Here is a 19,071-nt window from a genome sequence, read left to right as displayed (position 1 = left end):
GGGCACGTTAACGCGACTCGACATCTGAAAAATAGGATATCCACAGCTTCGTGCAATAAATGCTAGTATCGAGCCTGCATCCTTTAACGACCCATCCAGAGAGGTGGGAAAGGAGATTTACATGAGCGTAGCCCTGTCCGCACAGGATATTTCACGTGCGTTGACCCGTATTTCACATGAGATCCTTGAAAAGAATCAAGGAGCTTCCAACATCGTTTTGCTCGGAATCCCTACACGCGGAGCCCACCTAGCAGCTCGCATTGCAGAGATTATTCAAGCAATCGAAGGAACTGAAGTTGCAACAGGAACCTTAGATATCACCTTGTTCCGCGATGATCTGCGTCTGCGACCACCACGAGCAATCATGCCCACGAAGATTCCTACTTCTGGGATTGAAGGAAAAGATGTGGTGCTAATTGATGATGTCTTGTTTTCTGGTCGAACAATCCGCTCAGCTCTAGATGCCCTCGGCGAAATCGGACGCCCACAAACAGTTCAGTTAGCCGCACTTGTTGATCGTGGCCACCGCGAGCTTCCAATCAAGGCAGATTTTGTTGGCAAGAATCTGCCAACCTCGAAAAACCAAACGGTAAAGGTTTTATTGGCTGAAATTGATGGCCGAGATGAAGTAAGTATCGAAGAGGAGGCAAAGTAATGCGCCATCTACTGTCAATCGCAGACCTCAGTAAGGCAGAAGCGATCTCGATTTTGGATACAGCGACTGAACTTGCTCGCGTAAGTGATGGCGCCGTCAAGAAGCTGCCTACTCTGCGCGGAAGAACAATTGTTAATCTCTTTGCAGAGGATTCAACTCGTACCAGAATCTCATTTGAAGCGGCGGCAAAGAGATTGTCGGCAGATGTTATTAACTTTTCAGCTAAGGGTTCCAGTCTAAGTAAGGGTGAATCTCTGAAAGACACGGCAATGACCTTTCAAGCTATGGGCGCTGATGCCGTTGTTATTCGTCACTCTGCATCTGGAGCTGCCCAACGTTTGGCAGATAATCAATGGATGTCCGGAAGCGTTGTGAACGCGGGGGATGGAACACATGAGCATCCAAGCCAGGCACTGTTAGATGCTTTCACAATTCGCAAACATTTAGGTATGGGTGGTGCGGATCTTTCAGGGTTAAGCGTTGCAATTGTGGGCGATGTACTGCACTCACGAGTTGCTCGATCAAATGTCTTACTACTATCGCTGCTAGGCGCAAAGGTGACTTTAGTTGCACCACCAACCTTGTTGCCGTTAGGTATTGAAAGTTGGCCAGCAGAGGTTTCTTATGACTTTGATGCGGTGATTCCACATGTTGATGTTGTGATGATGTTGCGTGTACAACAAGAACGAATGACCGACTTATTCTTTCCAAATGCGCGTGAATACTCACGTTACTTTGGTCTAAATGCAGAACGAATGTCTTCTATGAAGCCAGGTGCAATAGTTATGCACCCCGGACCCATGAATCGCGGTTTAGAAATTTCAGCTGAGGTTGCAGATAGCGCGCGTTCTGTAATCACGGAACAGGTTACAAATGGCGTGAGCGTAAGAATGGCGATTTTGTATGTTTTGCTCGCCGGTGGAGCACTAGAAGCAGGGAGCAACTAAATGAGCAACGTGGATTTCTTAATTAAGAATGTTTCCTTGCCAGATGGAAAGGTTGCAGACATCGGCATCACCGATGGAGTAATAAGTAGCATCGCTAAAGGCTCTAAAGATCAAGCAACAAACAGCATTGATGGCTCTGGATGTGTTGCCCTTCCTGGTTTAGTAGATCTTCACACGCACCTGCGTGAACCAGGACGTGAAGATGCCGAAACGGTTTTATCCGGAAGTCGTGCTGGTGTTAAAGGTGGATTTACCGCGGTATCAGCAATGGCAAATACCTCACCTGTCGCCGATACTGCAGGTGTTGTTGAACAGGTATATCGATTAGGGCAAGAAGCAGGCTTGCTCGATGTTTTCCCGATTGGTGCGGTTACTCAAGGTTTAAAGGGTGAAGCGCTGTCAGAGATCGGCGCGATGGCAGATTCCGTTGCTCGTGTAAGAGTGTTCTCGGATGATGGCAACTGTGTCTCTGATCCGCTGGTGATGCGCAGAGCCCTTGAATACATCAAAAAATTTGATGGAGTAATTGCTCAGCATGCCCAGGATCCACGCATGACAGTTGGATCTCAAATGAATGAAGGCGAAATTTCTGCACGACTTGGTCTTAAAGGTTGGCCAGCGGTAGCAGAAGAGGCAATCATCGCCCGGGATGTGCTGTTAGCAGATCATGTGAAATCACGTTTACATATTTGTCACTTAACAACTGCAGGTGGAGTTGAAATTATCCGCTGGGCTAAAGCACGTGGGATTAATGTGACGGCAGAAGTTACTCCGCATCACCTTTTATTAACTGATGATTTGGCAAGTTCATATGATCCTGTTTACAAGGTGAATCCACCATTACGAACTGAAGCTGATGTGATGGCTCTGCGCGAAGCGTTAGCAGATGGCACCATTGATATCGTTGCAACAGATCATGCTCCTCACCCAACTGAAGCTAAAGAGTGCGAGTGGCAAGAGGCAGCCTTTGGAATGCTCGGTCTAGAAACCGCGCTATCAATAGTTCAAAAAACAATGGTGGATACGGGATTGATCTCTTGGCAACAGGTTGCAGAACGAATGTCATATGCACCTGCTCGCATTGGTCGCTATGAACTTCAAGGTCAACCCTTGGTTGAAGGTTCGGCAGCAAATATCGTTGTGATGAATCCAACCCAAATGTGGACAGTAGACCGCGATTTAGTCCTATCAAAGTCATCAAATACTCCATACCATGGCCAACAATTGCCAGGAGTAATCATGCATACCTTCTTTAAAGGTAAGCATGTATTAAACAATGGAGTAGTCGCACAGAATGGAGCTAAGTGATGAGTTCAGCTTACTTAGTTTTAGATGATGGTCGAATTTTCGAGGGCTCATCATGGGCAGCGACCGGGAAAACTTTCGGTGAAGCAGTATTCCAAACTGGAATGACCGGGTATCAAGAAACTCTTACAGATCCTTCGTATCACAAGCAGGTAATCATCATGACCGCACCTCATATTGGCAATACTGGTGTTAATGATGAAGATAATGAGTCTGCAAAGATTTGGGTATCAGGATTTGTGGTTCGCAATCCTTCATCCCTTACCTCTAACTGGCGTGCGCAAAATGATTTAGAGGCAGAGTTAAGCGAGCAAGGAATTGTTGGAATTCAAGGTGTCGATACCCGCGCCATAACCAGACATCTTCGTGATCGTGGTGCGATGCGAGTTGGAATTTTTTCTGGTTTAGATTTATCGCGCGAAGAGATGGTTGTTGAAGTGCGAAAAGCAGATGCTATGGCTGGTGCCTATTTAGTACGCGATGTATCAACGCCAGAAACCTATGTAGTGCCTGCAATCGGTGAAAAGAAGTTCACAATCGCCGCCCTCGATCTAGGAATCAAAGCTGCAACTCCTAGAGCGTTAGCCGAACGTGGAGTTGAAGTTCATGTGATGCCATATGACGCAACCATTGAACAGATTATGTCGATAAAGCCTGATGGTGTTTTCCTTTCTAATGGTCCTGGTGATCCGTCAACTATGACGGATGTAATTGAAGTAGTTCGTGAACTTCTTTTGGCAGAGATTCCGTTGTTCGGAATCTGTTTTGGACATCAGATTCTTGGTCGTGCCCTTGGATTTGAGACATATAAGTTGCAGTTTGGTCACCGCGGAATCAATCAACCTGTTATCGATAAGAACACTGGCAAGGTAGAGATCACCGCACATAACCATGGTTTCGCGGTGAAAGCTCCAACCGATCAAGAGTTCTCAACGGTCTATGGTCGAGGTGAAGTGACACATGTGTGCCTTAACGATGGGGTAGTCGAAGGTTTGCAGTTGCTCGACAGATCAGCATTTTCAGTTCAGTATCACCCAGAAGCTGCCGCTGGTCCGCACGATGCGTCATATCTATTTGATCGTTTTGTAGATCTCATGGCAAAGAAGGTGCGTGCGTAATGGGTCTTGATACAACAATTAAAAGTGTTTTAGTTATCGGAAGTGGTCCCATTGTTATTGGACAGGCTTGCGAATTTGATTACTCCGGTACGCAGGCTTGTCGCGTGCTTCGGGCAGAAGGTATTCGAGTCATTCTCGTTAATTCAAACCCTGCGACGATCATGACAGATCCTGAGTTTGCGGATGCAACCTATATCGAACCAATTACCCCTGAAATCATCGAGAGAATCATCGCTCACGAAAAGCCGGATGCTGTATTGGCAACATTGGGTGGACAGACCGCCCTGAATGCCGCGATTGGCCTTTACGAACGTGGCACGTTAAAGAAGTATGGAGTTCGCTTAATTGGTGCAGATGTTGATGCGATTCAACGTGGTGAAAATCGCGAACTATTCCGCGCAATCGTGGAAAAAGTTGGGGGAGAATCTGCGAAGTCTCGCATCTGTCACACAATGGAAGAGATTCTCGCCGCAGTGGTCGAGCTCAACTATCCAGTTGTAGTCCGTCCATCTTTCACGATGGGTGGTTTAGGTTCCGGCATTGCATTTGATGAGGATGAACTACGACAAATTGCGGGTGCAGGATTGCGTCATAGTCCAACATCAGAGGTACTTCTCGAAGAATCAATCCTCGGTTGGAAAGAGTATGAACTTGAAGTAATGCGTGATCGCAAGGACAACGTAGTAATCGTTTGTTCTATCGAAAACCTAGATCCGATGGGCGTACATACTGGTGACTCGATCACAGTAGCTCCAGCTATGACCTTGACCGATGTTGAATACCAAAGACTTCGTGATCTATCCATGGACATCATCCGCGAGGTTGGCGTTGATACCGGTGGCTGCAATATCCAGTTTGCGGTCAATCCAAAAAATGGTCGAATTATTGTGATTGAGATGAATCCACGTGTTTCTCGCTCAAGTGCGTTGGCATCTAAGGCAACGGGATTTCCTATCGCAAAGATTGCAACCAAGTTGGCTATCGGTTACACATTAGATGAAATTCAAAATGACATCACAAAGGTAACTCCTGCCTCATTTGAACCAACCCTCGATTATGTTGTAGTAAAAATGCCACGTTTTGCATTTGAAAAATTCGCAGATGCAGATCCTCGCCTGACGACAACTATGAAGAGCGTTGGCGAAGCGATGGCGATCGGTCGCTCATTCTCTGAAGCTTTAATGAAGGCAACCCGTTCTTTAGAGCGAAAGGAAGCGATTTTCACCTGGCCCGAAATCAGTGCTGCTGAGCTTTCAGCGCTTATGCAAGCCATGAAGGTCCCAACTGAATATCGTTTACAGCAAGTTCAAAAGGCGATGTGGGCTGGGGCCACGATCGAGCAAGTATTCGAGGCTACTAAGATCGATCCTTGGTACTTGCGACAGATTGAGTTAATCAACGCACAAGCTGCTGTCATTGCTCAACCGGGCGAATTAACCTCCGAGCTGCTTCGCACCGCGAAAACACAAGGCTTTTCAGATTCACAGATTGCAATCCTTCGCGGTGTAACTGAGGATGAGATTCGCAAGGCTCGCCATCACATGTCGATCAGACCTGTTTACAAAACAGTTGATACATGTGCTGCAGAGTTTGAAGCTTTTACTCCGTATCACTATTCAAGTTACGAAGAAGAAACTGAGGTTAAGCCTCGAACAACTCCTGCTGTAATCATTCTTGGAAGTGGACCAAACAGAATTGGGCAGGGTATTGAGTTCGATTACTCCTGTGTTCATGCCTCATTTACTCTGCGTGAAGCAGGTTATGAAACCATCATGATCAACTGCAATCCAGAGACAGTATCGACGGATTACGACACTAGTAATCGTTTGTACTTCGAACCATTGACTTTGGAAGATGTATTAGAGGTTGTTCATGCAGAGACACAGGCTGGTCCAGTACTAGGTGTAATTACTCAACTCGGAGGGCAAACACCACTTGGTTTGGCAGCAGGCTTGAAAGCTAATGGAGTGACAATTCTTGGTACCTCACCTGATGCAATTAACCTTGCTGAAGAGCGTGGAGCATTTGGAAATATCTTGGCTGAGCAAGGTTTGAAGGCGCCAGAGTTTGGAATGGCATCTTCACAACTAGAAGCAACCAATATCGCTCATGAAATTGGTTATCCAGTATTGGTTCGACCATCATTTGTACTCGGTGGCCGCGGAATGGAAATTGTTTATGATGATGCTGCTTTGGGTGGTTTCATCACCCGAGCTACAGATATAACTCCAGATCACCCAGTATTGGTAGATCGCTTCTTAGATAATGCAATCGAAATCGATGTTGATGCGCTTTTTGATGGCGAAGAACTCTTCTTGGGTGGAGTCATGGAGCACATCGAAGAAGCTGGCATTCACAGTGGTGACAGCGCGTGCGTGCTTCCATCGATGACAGTTACTGAAGCCCAAAGATCCGAAATCCGTACTGCAACAGAAAAGATTGCTCGCGGTGTTGATGTCCGTGGTCTCATCAATATTCAGTTTGCTATCGCTGATGAAGTTCTTTATGTGCTCGAAGCAAATCCTCGCGCATCTCGAACTGTTCCTTTTGTGAGCAAGGCAAGTGGAGTTCCGCTAGCAAAAGCAGCTGCAAGAATTTCAGTTGGCACAACGATCGCTCAACTGCGCACTGAAGGGTTGTTGCCATCTGTCGGTGATGGCGTTGCTCGTGGTGTCTCAGTTAAAGAGGCGGTTCTTCCGTGGAATCGTTTCCGCAGAACTGATGGGCGCGGTGTTGATGCCGTACTTGGACCTGAGATGAGATCCACCGGAGAAGTAATGGGTATCTCACCAACCTTCGGCGAAAGTTACGCCAAGAGTCAGATCGCCGCCTTTGGTCCTTTGCCAAGTTCTGGAACAGTATTTATTTCATTAGCTGACAAGGATAAAGAGACTGGAATTGAACCAGCTAAGGGATTTTCAGAGCTCGGCTTTAGAATTTTGGCTACTGAAGGAACTGCAAACTTCCTGAAGGATCATGGGATCGAGTGCACCACGGTGCGCAAGAACTCAGATGGCACCGGTCCTATGGGTGAAAAGACTATCGTCGAGATTATTAACGCTGGCGAAATTGATTTAGTCATTAATACTCCTGTTGGTCGCGGAACACGAGCAGATGGCTGGGCGATTAGAACAGCAGCGGTACAGCGTTCGATTCCTTGCATTACGACCACGGCTGGATTTAGCGCCGCGGTGGATGCGATCACCTTCCTTCAAAGTGGTCCTTTAAGTATCAAATCTCTGCAGGAATGGTTGGCGTAGATGTCACAAATAAACAAGAGCGCTAAACAGATATTGGCACCTGTTGTCAGTAACAAGCGTGTTGGTCAGTATCACCAAATTATCTTGAACATTGGTGACTTAGCAGCGGTGTGCAAGCCAGGGAACTTCGTCGCGATCAGCGTTGGTGGCGATACCTCAAAGATGGTGCTTCGCAGAGCTTTCGCAATTTCTCGAGTTTCAAATAGTTCAACTTTTGGTGGCACTATGGAACTTATAGTTGCACCGCACGGTCAAGGCAGTAAATGGCTATGTGCCCAACAAGAAGGCGCAATGATCGACATCGTCGCTCCGCTCGGAACAGCTTTTGGAATTCCAACTGAGCCAGTTCCAGTGCTTCTAGTTGGTGGAGGTTACGGTTCTGCCCCACTGTTTGGATTAGCCGAAGTTCTTAACGCTCGCGGCTGCAGAGTTGATATGTTGCTTGGTGCGAGTACCGCTTCCAAAATTTACGCCCCGATGGAGGGCAAGCGAGCCGTTAATTCGATGCGTATCTACACCGAAGATGGCTCTATGGGTCAAGCCGGTCGTGTTACAGATCCAATTCCAGAAATTATTAAGGATTTAGATATTGCAGTTATTTATTCGTGCGGTCCGATGGCGATGTTGTCAGCGATCACTAAAATCTCGGATCAATTTGGTGTCGTACATCAATGCGCAGTTGAAGAATCCATGGCATGCGGAATCGGTATTTGTATGACTTGTGTATTGCCGGTGGAGAATGAAGATGGTTCAATCTCAAATTTGCGTTCGTGTATTGATGGACCAGTGATGGATGGTTCAAAGGTTCAGTGGAGTCAGGTAGGTATGCAGCTATGACCAGCCTCGATTTTTCTACAACAATCGGAAACACCTGGTTTCCAGCTCCAATATTTACGGCAAGTGGTTGTGCAAGCTCCGGACGGGAGTTAGCGCAATTCTTCCCGCTCCGTGAAATGGGCGGAATTGTGACCAAGTCTGTGATGTCAAAGGTTCGCCCTGGGCGACCAACTCCGCGAATGGCTGAAACACCAAGCGGAATGCTTAATTCCATTGGTTTACAAGGTCCCGGAATCGATGCCTTTCTTGCTAAGGACATTCCTTACCTAACGGAGCAAAAGGCTCGCATTATTGTTTCAATCGCCGGTGAGACTGTTGAAGAGTATTCAACCCTCGCTCGAAAATTGCGTTCTGTTTCTGGCATCAGTGCCATCGAAGTAAATATCTCATGCCCAAACGTTGAAAACCGTGGCTTGGTATTTGCCTGTGATCCTGAAGCATCACGTCGTGTTATTGATGGAGTGCGTCGAACAATTGGGGGAGAGCTTCCAATCATCGCCAAACTTTCGCCAGATGTAACGGATTTAGTATCTATTGCTCGCGGTGTGGTTGATGCTGGTGCGGATGGTTTAGCACTTATTAATACTGTTCTCGGAATGGTAATTAACATCGACACGATGAGGCCACAGCTTGGAGGAAAGACGGGCGGATTATCTGGTCCAGCGATTCGCCCTATTGCTGTTCGTGCGGTGTATCAAGTCCACGCAGCACTTCCAAACACTCCAATTTTAGGAATGGGTGGCATCTCGTCGGGTCGCGACGCACTGGAAATGATTTTGGCGGGAGCAAGTGGAGTTTCAATTGGTACCGCAAGTTTTGGAAATCCAACGGCAATCATGTCTATTCAAAATGAGCTCAAGCAGCTACTGATCGATCGTGGTTTCACATCTTTAAAGCAAGCCATCGGATACGCACATCGCGCAGAAACGGAAAGTGCACAATGAGCAAAGCACCTATTGTTTTAGCTGTAGATACTCCGGATCTTTCAACCGCTATTGAATGGGTAAAGGCAACCCAAGAATCAGTATCAGTTTTTAAATTGGGTCTTGAGTTCTTTCTTACCTTTGGTTCTGACGGTGTGAAAGCGATAAAGGATGTTACAGATTCTGATATTTTCCTAGATTTGAAATTGCACGATATTCCGCACACAGTAAGTGGCGCCACCAAAGCTGTTGCACATCTAGCACCGAAGTTTTTGACTGTTCATGCATCAGGTGGTGCGGCGATGATCAAAGCTGCTGTTGATGCTGTTCCTTCAACACACATCACCGGAGTAACGATTCTTACCTCTCTGTCTGAAGCCGATGTCACTCAGATTGGTTATGCCGCAAACGCGCTAACTTCTGCTGTCGGTCTTGCAACACTTGCAACCTCTGCTGGTGCCGGCGCAATTGTGTGTTCTCCGCTAGAAATCGCTGCAATTCGTTCAGCGGTTGGTGCAAACCCAATCATTATTACGCCAGGTGTGAGACCAGCAGATTCAACAAAGAGTGATGATCAAGTTCGAACTATGACCCCACGTGATGCAATTCAGGCTGGAGCAACTCTGGTTGTCATCGGTCGCCCCATCACGCAAAGCTGGAGTCAAGGGGCGGATGCCATGCGTGATCGCGCCGCACAGATAGCGGCAGATTTACTCTAATCACTTTCCCACTAGATTTACCCCCATGGGATTGCCTCCGCAGCTAAGTGATGAACAGCGCAAAGAAGCGTTGCTGAAGGCTGCTGCCTCGCGTAAAAGACGAGCCGAAGTTAAGTTCAAGATTAAGAATGGTGAATTCTCAATCGACACCGTCTTGGAAATTGCAAAGAATGAAGATGCAATTGCAAAGATGCGAGTGAAAGAGTTACTTGAGTCAATGACAGGTGTCGGAAAGATCAGAGCACAGTCATTAATGGAGAGGCTAAATATCTCCCCAACGCGTAGAATTCAGGGCTTAGGTCGTCATCAGATTAAGGAATTGCGTAACGAATTTATGAAATCAGAGCACGCAATCAAGCCCGGAAAACTGTTGGTGTTATCTGGTCCTGGGGGAGTTGGAAAAAGTACCGTTGCTCAGAAACTTCGCGAAGCTGGCGATTTCTGGGTAAGCGTTAGCGCGACTACTCGTGCCCCTCGAAACAACGAAGTTGATGGACATGATTACTACTTCGTAACCAACGATGAATTTTCAAGAATGATTAACGCAGATGAGTTTCTAGAATGGGCCGAGTTTGCAGGTAATCGTTATGGAACTCCACAAGAAAAGGTTGAACAAGCGTTGCTGCTTGGTCGGAATGTTCTACTTGAGATCGAGATAGCTGGAGCAAAGCAGGTAAAGGCTCACCTTCCGCAGTCGATTCTCGTTTTCTTAGAACCACCCACTTGGGAAGAGTTGGTCTCGCGATTAGAAGGCCGTGGAACTGATAGTCCCGAAAGAAGGGCTGAAAGGCTCGCATTGGCCCAGGATGAGCTCGCTGCCGCCTCATTTTTCGATGTTGTGGTGATAAATGACCAGGTCGAGAGCGTGGTTCAGAAACTGATAGAGTTAGCACAGAGTTAAACACTGAGTACGAAGATATTTCACTAAGTACGAGATAAATACAGAAGCGGGGAAACCATGGATGGCATTACAAATCCACCAATCGACGAACTTCTAGACAAGAGCGGTTCTAAGTACAGCCTTGTTTTGTACGCTGCAAAGCGTGCTCGTCAGATCAACGCTTACTACTCACAACTTGGTGAAGGTCTACTCGAGTATGTAGGACCACTTGTTGAGACTCATGTGCATGAGAAGCCTCTATCTATCGCGCTTCGCGAGATCAATGAAGGCCTGCTAACAATCGAAAACCTCGAGCCAACAGCTTAAATTTTTTCACAATGTCACTTCTTGGCCGTGAGGTTATTCTCGGCGTTGGTGGCGGAATTGCAGCTTACAAATCCTGCGAACTTTTACGACGTCTGCAGGATCGCGGCTACCTTCTAACAGTTGTTCCAACTCCATCCTCACTTAACTTCGTGGGTAAGGCGACGTGGGAGGCGCTGTCGGGCCGTCCAGTAAATACTCAGGTCTGGGAGAGTGTCCATACAGTTCCGCATATTGCACTTGCTGAACGAGCTAATTTTTTCCTAATTGCACCAGCGACCGCTGATTTGATAGCCCGCATTGCTCAAGGTCGAGCAGATGATTTACTCACAAACTTGATCCTCGCCTCTGACGTTCCGAAAATGATCGTGCCTGCGATGCACCCATCGATGTGGCTAGATCCAGCAACAGTTGCAAATGTAAAAACATTACGCGATCGCGGCTACCTGGTCATGGATCCTGAAGTCGGACGACTAACTGGTGATGACATTGGTCCTGGGCGTTTCCCAGAAGTTCCCTCAATCATTCATAACTTTGACCAAATGACGGGACATACGCAAGATCTCAAAGGTAAAAGAGTTTTAGTAACAGCTGGTGGAACGCGTGAAGCGATTGATCCGGTTCGTTTTATTGGCAATAAATCTTCAGGCAAACAGGGTATCGCGATAGCAAAGGCGGCAGCGGCGCGAGGTGCTGATGTTCATTTAATCGCAGCGAACTTTGATACTGACTCGCTTAGTGGAATTCATGTTACAAAGGTTGAAACCACTAGCGATATGAAGCAAGCCTTAGATTCGAATTTCGATCAATGCGATATTTTGATTATGAGTGCAGCGGTTGCCGATGCTCGACCAAAAAACACAGCGATAGATAAGATCAAGAAAACATTTCTTGGAAGTATCGAGCTAGAGGAAAATCCAGATCTGATAGCCACTGTATCGGCCCGCAAAAGCCATCAGGTAATAGTTGGTTTTGCCGCTGAAACTAAGGACCACCTGCAAGAGGCTCGCAGGAAGTTAGAGTCCAAAGGCTTGGATTTAATCTATGTGAATGATGTTTCTGGCGGGGCGATATTTGGTCAGGACCAGACTATGGGTACCATTCTCCTACGCAATGATGCGGATATAGCGGTCAAGGAAGTCTCCAAAGACGCTCTCGGTAATTTACTTCTTGATCACGCCATCCGGCAGTTAGGTTAATTTATGTCAAAGCGACTTTTTACATCTGAATCAGTAACTGAAGGACATCCAGACAAGATCGCAGATGCGATCTCCGACGCGGTTTTGGACTCACTGCTTTCGCAGGACAAAAAGAGCCGCGTTGCGGTAGAAACACTGATCACAACAGGTCAAGTTCATGTTGCTGGTGAAGTTACTACTGATGGTTACGCAGATGTTATGGGAATAGTTCGCGACACTGTTTTGAATATTGGTTACGACTCATCTGATAAAGGTTTTGACGGAAATAGTTGCGGAGTATCGATCTCTATCGGACAGCAATCTCAAGACATTGCTCAAGGCGTAGATGATGCCTACGAGCACCGCGTTACTTCAGCGGTGGATCCATTGGATCTTCAAGGTGCAGGCGATCAAGGATTGATGTTTGGTTATGCATGTGATGACACGAAAGAGCTGATGCCGCTACCAATTTGGTTGGCACATGCATTGGCTCAGCAACTTACTAAGGTTCGCAAATCTGGAGCTCTTCCATACCTACGTCCAGATGGAAAAACTCAGGTAACTATCGAGTATGACGGTGATCGAGCGGTTGCATTAAATACAGTAGTTATCTCAAGCCAGCATTCTGAAGATGTCGATGTAGTGAAAAAACTTACTCCTGAAATTATTGAGCAGGTTATCGACCCAATCTTGGCCTCTATTGATCTTCCAAAGAAGGATCTTCGTACCCTTATTAATCCAACTGGTCGCTTTGTTATTGGCGGACCGATGGGAGATGCAGGGTTAACGGGACGCAAAATCATTGTTGATACGTACGGTGGAATGGCACGCCATGGCGGTGGTGCATTTAGCGGTAAGGATCCATCAAAGGTAGATCGTTCAGCAGCGTATGCAATGCGTTGGGTAGCAAAGAATGTTGTGGCAGCTGGTCTTGCACGTCGTTGCGAAGTTCAAGTTGCATATGCGATTGGAAAAGCGCAGCCTGTTGGAGTTTTCGTCGAAACATTCGGTACCGAAACAGTGCCAGTGGCAAAGATTCAGGATGCTGTACTTTCAGTATTTGACCTTCGTCCTGCTGCGATCATTCGCGATCTTGATTTGTTACGTCCTATCTACTCACTAACAAGTGCTTATGGTCACTTCGGTCGTGAACTTCCCGAGTTCGCTTGGGAACGTACTGATCGAGTTTCAGCACTTCAAAACGCAATCAAGTAGTCGGTGGGAACTCCAAGGCTCTTCAAGTTAAAGGCAGAAGTAGCACCAGCTGCTTCTGGCCCGAGAGCCTTGGTCTTACCTGTTGCTCGAGTTCGAGTTGATACAGGTGTTTTTCATCTAGATCAGTTGTATGACTATGCAATCCCCGAAAAACTATCCGCACAGATTCAGATTGGCGTACGAGTTCAGCTTCCATTTGGTGGTCGTGAAACTGAAGGAATCGTCCAAGAACGTGTTGCTCAACCAGAACGTGCAGGGGCGTTAAAGCCGATTTCAAAGGTCTTATCGCCTCATCCAATTGCAACCGTCGAATCACTTACATTGTTTGAGGTATTAGCTGAAAAATATGCGTGCAATCCATGGGACATCATTCGATCCGCGATTCCGCCAAGAGTAGCTTCAGTAGACAAACTCTTTACATCAATACAATTTGGTAAGAGTAAGTCTGGAAAAACAGGGACAACATTTGAAACATTTCATCCATTTACTCAGCCATATCGACAATTAAATGCCTTAGTCTCAGAAAACTTTGATGCAGGATCGGTCTTGATCGTTGCTCCTGATGAGAAAGATGTTGATCAGATCATTGAATCACTGTCGGAATCAGGCTTTTCACCCTTGAAATTAACTGCCGCTATGCAGCGTGATCAGAGATATACAAACTTCATGACCGCAATAAATTCTGATAAATCCATAGTTGTTGGTACGAGAAGTGCAGTATTTGCACCAGTTACCAACTTATCAACGATTATTATTTTCAAAGAGTCATCCTTTGATCACTATGAGGTGAGATCACCAGGTTGGAATTCGCGAGCGGTCGCTCAACTTCGCGCCTCTCAAGAAAAACTGAAGCTGGTGCTTACGGGATTTTCTCCTTCTATCGAAGTTGGATTCGAAATTGAGAATCGACACATCAAATACATAACTTCTCGCGAAAGTATCGATGTAAAGGCGTTCACACCCACAGATGGAGCGTTGTTACCGGGACGAATCTTTTCAGAGATCCGTGCGGCACTAAAGGTTGGACCAGTTCTTTTCCTCGCCCCTCGAAAAGGGTATGGAAACGCCCTACTGTGCGCGCACTGTCGCAACATCGCATTGTGTGAATGTGGAGGACGATTGTCAGTGGGATCAAAGGCTGCCAATCCAATATGCGTACATTGCGGAAAGAATTTTGATTCTTGGAAATGTTCCTTCTGCCATCGCGATAAGCAGTACCTGGCTGGCCGCGGTATCGAAAGAGCCTCAGAGGAAATTTCTCGCGCGTTTACTGGATTTCCGGTAATTATTTCAGCAGGTGATGTCATCAAAGGAAAGATCCAGAATAAACCTTCTTTGGTTCTGGCTACTCCTGGTGCACAACCAGAAGTTGCTGGTGGTTATGCCGCGGTAGTCGTGCTTGATGGAATGCGTTTTTTCGCTCACACAGATCTTCGTACCGCTGAAAGAGCGCGAGAACTGTTCCTTGAGACATCTGCATTGATCTCTCGCAAAGGAAAGGTTTTATTGGTTCTGGATGAATCCCATCCAATATCGGCAAGCATTGCGAGATGGAATGTTGCTCCCTTATTAAAACGTGAGCTCACTGAAAGAAGCGAGTTGCAACTGCCGCCATATACAACTTCAGCTGTACTTGTGATGGGTCAATCGGATGCGACCCAGATTTTTACAGGTTTAAGCAAGGCGATCGAACAAGGGCGTCTACCCCAATCAACGCGATTGTTTGGTCCAGCTCCCATCGCGAAGGGGCAAGCGAAAATTGTTTTACATGTAGAAAATAGCGAGGCACCTTCTTTAATCGGCGTGGTTCATGAACTACAAAGACGCAGAAGTATCGCGAAGAAGGAACTCTTCACCCTGCGAATCAATCCATATTCCCTCTAACCAATTGGTAGACTCGCGCCATGTCAATTCAAGAGATTAGATTCTTTGGGGATCCCGTATTGACGACCCCAGCTTCTGAGGTACTCGATTTCGACAAAGAATTGCGCGTCCTCGTCCAGGATTTAACGGACACCATGCTGGATGCGCCAGGCGCGGGTTTAGCGGCGCCACAAATCGGTGTTCCATTGCGCGTATTTGTGTGGGATGTTGATGAGGCGTTAGGCCATTTAATTAATCCCGTTTTGACTTTAAGCGAAGAGATGCAGGATGGTGAAGAAGGATGTCTTTCTTTTCCAGAGCTTAGATATGAAACTCCTCGTGCCATGCGTGCGGTTGCAAAGGGTTACAACATGTATGGCGAACCCATTACCGTCGAGGGAACTGAGTTTCTAGCTCGAGCGTTGCAGCATGAAACTGACCATCTCAATGGAATTTTGTTCATAGACAAATTGTCGGCTGAAGATCGTAAACTTGCGATGAAGGAAATTCGTGAATCAGAGTGGTTTAACCTTGCGGCAGAGCAAGGAAATAACATTCAAGTTAAGGATTCACCACACACCATTTTCGGACGGATCTCTTAATGCGTATCGGAGTAGCAGCTACTCCGGATGTGGCGATTCCGACTTTGGATTGGCTATTGCAATCCGAACACTCACTTGAATTAGTAATCACTCAACCCGATAAGCCAGCTGGGCGTGGCAGAACATTGACACAATCAATCGTGGGGGATTGGGCGGTTGCGCATGGTATTTCCCTCTTCAAACCTAGCTCCCCAGATGATTTGATTGGAAAGATTGAAGATCTCGATCTGATCCTGACTATTGGTTATGGAGTTTTGCTACCTGAACGTATTTTAAGTTTGCCTAAGCATGGTTTTTTGAATCTACATTTCTCGCTATTGCCTGCTTATCGCGGTGCAGCACCAGCGCAACGTGCGCTGCAGAATGGTGAAGTGAAGACGGGAGTCTCTGTTTTCCAACTTGATAAGGGTATGGATACGGGTCCTATCTATTCTCAAGCAAAAATTGATATCCAACCGTCATGGCGCAGCGTTGAATTACTGAACGAACTCGCGAAAGTTGGAGTTCAATCGGTGTCTGAAGCTTTGCAATTAGTTAAACAAGGGCACACGCCAACTATTCAAAGTGGCAGCTCTTCAATTGCGCCTAAGATTTCAAAAGCAGAGGCGAAGATAGATTTCACAACATCAGCACTTCAGGTGGTCAATGCCATTCGTGCTTTTACCTACGAACCAGGCGCATGGACTACATGGAAAGGTGAGTCTTTTAAGATTACTTCTGCCCAGCTTGCTTCTGAAAATAATTTCCCCGCAGGAACCCTTGCAACTATCGAAGGTTCAGTTTTTGTCGGGGCAAAGGATGGCGCAGTTGAAATATTGACTGTAATCCCGTCAGGTAAGAAAGAGATGACCGCATCTGAATGGGCTCGAGGGGCTCGACTTTCAGGCGGTGAACTCCTTGGCTGAAGCGCGCAGAAACACCTTTAAATCTCCAAAGCCAGATGCATCTCGATTGTTAGCTTTTGATCTACTGACTGAAGTAAACCGAAACGAGGGTTACTCCAATCTATTGTTACCGCAGGCACTAAATGCCAGCAAACTTGAAGAACGAGATCGCGCACTCGTTACAGAACTTTTGTACGGAACGATTCGAATGCAAGGAAAGCATGATTGGGTACTGTCTCAGATTAGCGATCGCCCCTGGAATGAAGTAGATCCCGGAATTGTCGATATCTGTCGATTGGGCGTTCATCAAATTCATGAAATGCGTATTCCAGATCACGCAGCGGTAGCGGCAACTGTAGAAGTTGCTCGCAAAAGAGTAGGTGAATCAAAGGCGAGTTTTGTAAATGCTTTGCTGCGAAGTGTGACGCGTAAAAGTATCGAAGAGTGGTTTGCCCCGTTGCTTACCATCTCTGATCCCGTTGAACGCTTTTCGATTCAATACTCACATCCCGAATGGATAGTGTCTGCTTATTTTGATCTGCTGAAGGATTGGCGAGAGGTTGAATCGGCGTTAGCAATTAACAATGAGGCCGCCTTGCCAACCTTGGTTGCTTGGCCGGGATATTCAACGCAACAAGATCTCATCGATATCGGTGGAGATCCAACTGAATTCTCGCCCTTTGGCGCCCATTGGAAGGGTAATCCCGGAGCATTGGACTTAATCAAGGAACGCAAAATTGGTGTTCAAGATGAGGGTTCACAACTAGTTGCTGAAGTTTTTGCGAAAGCGGCTGCTGGTACTCAATGGCTTGATTTATGTGCCGGACCAGGTGGAAAAGCTGCACTGCTTTCAAGTATCGCTCGAACTCGTGGGGTTACCTTTACAGCTAATGAGTTTTCCGCTCCGCGAGCAGAGCTAGTCAAACAAGTAGTACATGGAGATCGTGTTTTGGTATCAGATGGACGCGAGATTAACTCGCTAGGTGAAAAATTTGATGCGATATTAATTGATGCACCATGCACAGGTTTAGGTGCTTTGCGTCGGCGCCCAGAGGTCAGATGGCGTCGAACTCTTCAAGATTTGCGTGCTCTTACACAGTTACAGCGAGAACTCATTGATTCTGCAATCGAAGCGCTCAATCCAGGGGGAGTCCTTGGTTATGCCACCTGTTCGCCTCACCTAGCCGAGACGAGTATTCAAATTGCAGACATTAAGAGGAAGCACACCGAACTCAACAAAATAGATGTGGATCCATTTCTTCCGGAAAGGCTAGAAGGTGCAAATCGAGATGGTGCAATGTCGCTCTGGACGCATAAACACGGCACCGATGCCATGTACTTAGCGCTCTTTCAAAAGGTTCAGGGCTAAAATTCAACTATGAGTTTAGAGATTCGTATAACGCCAAGTATTTTAAACGCGGATTTTTCAAAACTTGATCAAGAGATTGAAAGTATAGCTGGCGTATCAGATCTGATTCATTTGGATGTTATGGATGATGTATTTGTTCCAAACTTCACCTTTGACTTCGAAGCTGCAGCTAAGATCGTTGAGAACTCTTCACTAGGAATTGACGCCCATTTGATGGTTGCTAATGTTGATGACATTGCAATTCAGTACGCTGAAATTGGATGCGCATCAGTCACAATCCATGCAGAGGCAACAAGTGATATTCCTGCAACCTTAAGAAATATCCGTAAAGCTGGTGCACGATCAAGTTTAGGCATTAAACCAAATACCGATATTTCACAATACGCGGATCTGATTGATGATGTAGATATGTTTTTGATCATGACAGTAGAGCCGGGCTTTGGCGGTCAAAAGTTCATGGAAAATATGATGGAAAAGGTAAGACGCACACGAAAGATTATTGGAGATCGACCAATCTGGTTACAGGTCGATGGAGGTATATCGATGAGTACCATTCAAATCGCTCTTGAAGCAGGGGCCGACACCTTTGTTGTAGGAAGCGCAGTCTTTAATGCTCCAGATCCAGCGCAGATGGTTGTTTCAATCAGAGAGTTTGCGCAACAGTTAATTAAGTAATTTATTGTGGGGCCAGACCCGCTGTGCGTCTAGTAAACTTGCACTATGAAAAGCTTTGAATCACTCTGGGTCGAGCTCAGCGAAAAGGCTATTGCGCGCCCAGAAGGTTCAGGCACGGTTGCAGCACTGGATGCCGGAATTCACACTATTGGAAAAAAGATTCTCGAAGAGGCGGGCGAAGTATGGCTAGCCGCAGAACACGAGTCAGATGAAGCGCTAGCCGAAGAGATTAGCCAGCTTATTTATCATCTCCAGACATTGATGTTAGCTCGCGGTTTAACCATCAACGATATTTACAAGTTTCTTTAGGAGATTAC

General features: G+C 46.5%; 18 protein-coding genes. All 18 read left to right on the top strand.

Annotated features, from left to right (window positions below):
* Positions 1–121 precede the first annotated feature (121 nt).
* The 18 genes from pyrR to AC8GFU_RS03685 are packed head-to-tail and all read left to right on the top strand — an operon-like array spanning position 122 to position 19,063.
* Positions 122–655, top strand: a complete 534-nt coding sequence (gene pyrR / locus AC8GFU_RS03770) for a bifunctional pyr operon transcriptional regulator/uracil phosphoribosyltransferase PyrR (protein ID WP_506625814.1) — start codon at positions 122–124, stop codon at positions 653–655.
* Positions 655–1,602 (top strand): aspartate carbamoyltransferase catalytic subunit, encoded by a 948-nt coding sequence (locus tag AC8GFU_RS03765; protein ID WP_506625813.1) that lies wholly within the window; start codon positions 655–657, stop codon positions 1,600–1,602. The genes pyrR and AC8GFU_RS03765 overlap by 1 nt, the downstream gene beginning before the upstream one ends.
* The gene (locus AC8GFU_RS03760; RefSeq protein WP_506625812.1) at positions 1,603–2,910 is read left to right on the top strand and encodes a dihydroorotase; all 1,308 of its coding nucleotides are present in this window, start codon (positions 1,603–1,605) and stop codon (positions 2,908–2,910) included.
* The gene (carA, locus tag AC8GFU_RS03755) at positions 2,910–4,025 is read left to right on the top strand and encodes a glutamine-hydrolyzing carbamoyl-phosphate synthase small subunit (protein ID WP_506625811.1); all 1,116 of its coding nucleotides are present in this window, start codon (positions 2,910–2,912) and stop codon (positions 4,023–4,025) included. Before AC8GFU_RS03760 ends, carA begins: the two co-directional genes overlap by 1 nt.
* Complete coding sequence (gene carB / locus AC8GFU_RS03750) at positions 4,025–7,285, top strand: carbamoyl-phosphate synthase large subunit (RefSeq protein ID WP_506625810.1); 3,261 nt, start codon at positions 4,025–4,027, stop codon at positions 7,283–7,285. Before carA ends, carB begins: the two co-directional genes overlap by 1 nt.
* Positions 7,286–8,122, top strand: coding sequence for a dihydroorotate dehydrogenase electron transfer subunit (locus AC8GFU_RS03745; protein WP_506625809.1), 837 nt, complete (start codon positions 7,286–7,288; stop codon positions 8,120–8,122).
* Positions 8,119–9,066 carry a dihydroorotate dehydrogenase gene (locus AC8GFU_RS03740; protein WP_506625808.1) on the top strand — a complete coding sequence of 316 codons (948 nt, stop codon included), beginning with the start codon at positions 8,119–8,121 and terminating at the stop codon, positions 9,064–9,066. The genes AC8GFU_RS03745 and AC8GFU_RS03740 overlap by 4 nt, the downstream gene beginning before the upstream one ends.
* The gene (gene pyrF / locus AC8GFU_RS03735) at positions 9,063–9,764 is read left to right on the top strand and encodes an orotidine-5'-phosphate decarboxylase (RefSeq protein WP_506625807.1); all 702 of its coding nucleotides are present in this window, start codon (positions 9,063–9,065) and stop codon (positions 9,762–9,764) included. Before AC8GFU_RS03740 ends, pyrF begins: the two co-directional genes overlap by 4 nt.
* A 25-nt stretch (positions 9,765–9,789) precedes the next feature.
* Positions 9,790–10,665: a guanylate kinase gene (gene gmk, locus AC8GFU_RS03730; RefSeq protein ID WP_506625806.1), complete on the top strand. Its 876-nt coding sequence runs from the start codon at positions 9,790–9,792 to the stop codon at positions 10,663–10,665.
* 57 nt (positions 10,666–10,722) lie between these two features.
* Positions 10,723–10,971, top strand: a complete 249-nt coding sequence (gene rpoZ, locus AC8GFU_RS03725) for a DNA-directed RNA polymerase subunit omega (RefSeq protein ID WP_018207237.1) — start codon at positions 10,723–10,725, stop codon at positions 10,969–10,971.
* A gap of 11 nt (positions 10,972–10,982) precedes the next feature.
* Complete coding sequence (gene coaBC / locus AC8GFU_RS03720; protein WP_506625805.1) at positions 10,983–12,167, top strand: bifunctional phosphopantothenoylcysteine decarboxylase/phosphopantothenate--cysteine ligase CoaBC; 1,185 nt, start codon at positions 10,983–10,985, stop codon at positions 12,165–12,167.
* 3 nt (positions 12,168–12,170) lie between these two features.
* Entirely contained in the window at positions 12,171–13,361 is a 1,191-nt protein-coding gene (gene metK, locus AC8GFU_RS03715) for a methionine adenosyltransferase (RefSeq protein WP_506625804.1), read from the top strand.
* Between the two features lie 3 nt (positions 13,362–13,364).
* Positions 13,365–15,245, top strand: a complete 1,881-nt coding sequence (locus AC8GFU_RS03710) for a primosomal protein N' family DNA-binding protein (RefSeq protein ID WP_506625803.1) — start codon at positions 13,365–13,367, stop codon at positions 15,243–15,245.
* A 20-nt stretch (positions 15,246–15,265) separates the two neighbouring features.
* Positions 15,266–15,826: a peptide deformylase gene (def, locus tag AC8GFU_RS03705; RefSeq protein ID WP_506625802.1), complete on the top strand. Its 561-nt coding sequence runs from the start codon at positions 15,266–15,268 to the stop codon at positions 15,824–15,826.
* Entirely contained in the window at positions 15,826–16,731 is a 906-nt protein-coding gene (locus tag AC8GFU_RS03700; protein ID WP_506625801.1) for a methionyl-tRNA formyltransferase, read from the top strand. The genes def and AC8GFU_RS03700 overlap by 1 nt, the downstream gene beginning before the upstream one ends.
* Entirely contained in the window at positions 16,715–18,079 is a 1,365-nt protein-coding gene (locus AC8GFU_RS03695) for an RsmB/NOP family class I SAM-dependent RNA methyltransferase (protein WP_506625800.1), read from the top strand. Before AC8GFU_RS03700 ends, AC8GFU_RS03695 begins: the two co-directional genes overlap by 17 nt.
* Before the next feature lie 9 nt (positions 18,080–18,088).
* Complete coding sequence (gene rpe / locus AC8GFU_RS03690; protein WP_506627156.1) at positions 18,089–18,754, top strand: ribulose-phosphate 3-epimerase; 666 nt, start codon at positions 18,089–18,091, stop codon at positions 18,752–18,754.
* A gap of 45 nt (positions 18,755–18,799) precedes the next feature.
* A complete protein-coding gene (locus AC8GFU_RS03685; RefSeq protein ID WP_506627155.1) occupies positions 18,800–19,063 on the top strand; it encodes a phosphoribosyl-ATP diphosphatase in 264 nt (87 codons plus the stop codon).
* Positions 19,064–19,071 lie beyond the last annotated feature (8 nt).

Origin of the sequence: Planktophila warneckei (SeqCode), from assembly GCF_965234675.1 — a bacterium.
Classification (GTDB): domain Bacteria; phylum Actinomycetota; class Actinomycetes; order Nanopelagicales; family Nanopelagicaceae; genus Planktophila; species Planktophila warneckei.
Note: the sequence above shows the minus strand (reverse complement) of the source record. Positions and strands in the feature narration are given on the sequence as shown.